This is a genomic window from Nocardiopsis alkaliphila YIM 80379 (genome assembly GCF_000341005.1).
GTDB lineage: Bacteria > Actinomycetota > Actinomycetes > Streptosporangiales > Streptosporangiaceae > Nocardiopsis > Nocardiopsis alkaliphila.
On the sequence record NZ_ANBD01000005.1, the window covers coordinates 1 to 2584 of the forward strand.

A 2584-nucleotide genomic window follows, 5' to 3' on the forward strand; every position below is an offset into this window, starting at 1 on the left:
CGACCCCGGCGGGGACCACCCACACCACATCCACGAACCTCAGGAGGACGACGATGGCCCACTACCGCAAGGTCGGCGACGTGCCCCGCACCCGCCACACCCAGCACCCCAATCCCGATGGCGGCCTCTACTACGAGGAACTCATGGGAGAGGAGGGCTTTTCCGCCGACTCCTCGCTGCTGTACCACCGCGCCATCCCCTCGGCGATCGTGGACGCCGCCGAATGGGAGGTCCCCGACCAGTCCCGCAGACGCAACGCCCCGATGGTCCCGCGCCACCTGAGGCTGCACGACCTCTTCCCCGACCAGGAGTGGAAGGCCGCCGACGTCGTGGAGTCGCGCCGCCTGATCCTGGGCAACGACGACGTGCGCATCTCCTACGTCGTGGCCGGCGCCCCTTCGCGGCTGTACCGCAACGGCATCGGTGACGAGTGCGTCTACGTCGAATCCGGAACCGCCCGGGTGGAGACCGTCTTCGGCACCCTGGACGTGGGCCGCGGCGACTACGTCATCCTGCCCAGGGCCACCACCCACCGCTGGGTGCCCACCGGGCGGGAACCTCTGCGCGCCTACGCCATCGAGGCCAACAGCCACATCGCCCCGCCCAAACGCTACCTGTCCCGCTACGGCCAGTTCCTGGAGCACGCCCCCTACTGCGAACGCGACCTGCGCGGGCCCCAAGGGCCACTGCTGGTCGAGGGCGAGAACGTCGACGTGCTCATCAAGCACCGTGGTGACGGGCCCGGCGGCGTCTCCGGCACCATCTACACCTACCCCACCCACCCCTTCGACGTCGTGGGCTGGGACGGCTGCCTGTACCCGTACGCCTTCAACGTCGACGACTTCCAGCCCATCACCGGCCGCGTCCACCAGCCGCCGCCCGTCCACCAGGTGTTCGAGGGTCATAACTTCGTCATCTGCAACTTCGTGCCCCGCAAGGTGGACTACCACCCCGGCGCCATCCCGGTGCCCTACTACCACTCCAACGTGGACTCCGACGAGGTCATGTTCTACTGCGGTGGCGACTACGAGGCCCGCAAGGGTTCGGGCATCGGCCAGGGCTCCATCTCCCTGCACCCCGGCGGCCACTCGCACGGCCCCCAGCCCGGCGCCTACGAACGCAGCGTCGGGGTGGAGGCCTTCGACGAACTCGCCGTCATGGTCGACACCTTCCGGCCCCTGGACCTGGGCGAGGGCGGCGTGGCGGTGGACGACGGCACCTACGCCTGGACCTGGGCCAAGGGACGGGAGCAGGCATGAACGACACCCTTTATCGCGGCCTGTTCGACGACGCCGCGCTGTTCCCGCCCGGCAACGCGCCCATGGGCCAGGCGCTGCCCGACCACCGCGAACACCGGGCCTCGGAGCGTGCCCGGTACGTGGGACCCTTCCTGGTCGCCGAGGGACGCGTAGCCGAACTACGCGCCGTCCTGGCCCGTGAAGAGACCGACCATGGTCCGCTGGAGGTGGTGGTCACCGTCCCCGGCGGCGCCGACGACGTGCCCGCCGCCCTGGACGCGCTCAACGCCGACCCGGCGCTGAACCTGGTGGGGATGGAGGTGGCCGCCCCACCGGGGACGGCCGCCGACACCGCCGCCGCGCTCACCAAGGCCCTGCCCGCAGGAACGGTCGGTTACGTCGAGGTGGCCCGAGGCGAGTCCGCGTCCGCCGACATCGCCGCCCTGGCCGGCACCGGCGCCAACGCCAAGTTCCGAACCGGTGGACTCAAGCCCGAGGCCCACCCCACCGAGGCCGAACTCGCCGCGCTGATCAGCGCCGCCGTCACCGCCGAGGTGCCCTTCAAGTGCACGGCCGGACTGCACCACGCCATCCGCCACAGCACCACCGAAGGTTTCGAGCAGCACGGCTTCCTCAACGTCCTAATGGCCACCCACACCCTCCTGGTCGAGGGGTCCGAAACCGACGCCCGGGAGATCCTGGCCGAGAGGAACGGCCCCGCCCTGGCGGCTCGGGCCAAGGCCCTCGGCGACGTCGAACAGGCCGATGTGCGCACCCGGTTCCGGTCCTTTGGAACCTGCAGTATCACCGAGCCCCTGGAGGACCTCACCGTCCTCGGGGCGCTCTGAGCCCCAAGCCCTGCGACGACCCAGAAAGCGAGACCCATGCCCGACAGTTGGCTCGACATCGCCCCCGACGCGCGCTTCGGTCTGGCGGCCCTGCCCTACGGGGTGTTCACCACCGACGGGGGCGACACGCCCCGCGTGGGCGTGGCCGTCGGCGACCACGTACTGGATCTGGGCGCGGTGGCCCGTGCCCAGAACGCGCCCTTCGCCGACGCCGTCAGCGGCCCGAACCTGGACGCATTGATGGCCGCCGGGCGGCCCGTGTGGGAGCAGGTGCGCCAGAGCCTGAGCACCTGGCTCACCGACCCCGTCCACGAACGACTCGTGCGCCCCCATCTGGTGGAAGGCGCCTCGGTGCGGCTGCACCTGCCGTTCACGGTCGCCGACTACGTGGACTTCTACGCCTCCGAGCACCACGCCACCAACGTCGGTCGCATCTTCCGGCCCGAGCAGGAGCCGCTGACACCCAACTGGAAACACCTGCCCATCGGCTAACACCGC

Annotated in this window: 2 protein-coding genes and 1 pseudogene; all 3 read left to right on the top strand. The window is 70.5% G+C overall.

From position 1 onward, the window contains the following. Nucleotides 1-53: 53 nt before the first annotated feature. Nucleotides 54-1259 (top strand): homogentisate 1,2-dioxygenase, encoded by a 1206-nt coding sequence (locus tag D472_RS0100860; RefSeq protein WP_017602608.1) that lies wholly within the window; start codon nucleotides 54-56, stop codon nucleotides 1257-1259. Beyond that, complete coding sequence (locus tag D472_RS0100865) at nucleotides 1256-2086, top strand: hypothetical protein (RefSeq protein ID WP_017602609.1); 831 nt, start codon at nucleotides 1256-1258, stop codon at nucleotides 2084-2086. The genes D472_RS0100860 and D472_RS0100865 overlap by 4 nt, the downstream gene beginning before the upstream one ends. 36 nt (nucleotides 2087-2122) lie before the next feature. Beyond that, nucleotides 2123-2575: pseudogene (locus D472_RS0100870) on the top strand (fumarylacetoacetase); the annotation flags it as partial. Nucleotides 2576-2584: the final 9 nt, after the last annotated feature.

Bases quoted from the DNA above. Each gene is read 5' to 3' on its own strand.
- D472_RS0100860 (WP_017602608.1), top strand. From the start codon at position 54: ATGGCCCACTACCGCAAGGTCGGCGACGTGCCCCGCACCCGCCACACC.
- D472_RS0100865 (WP_017602609.1), top strand. From the start codon at position 1,256: ATGAACGACACCCTTTATCGCGGCCTGTTCGACGACGCCGCGCTGTTC.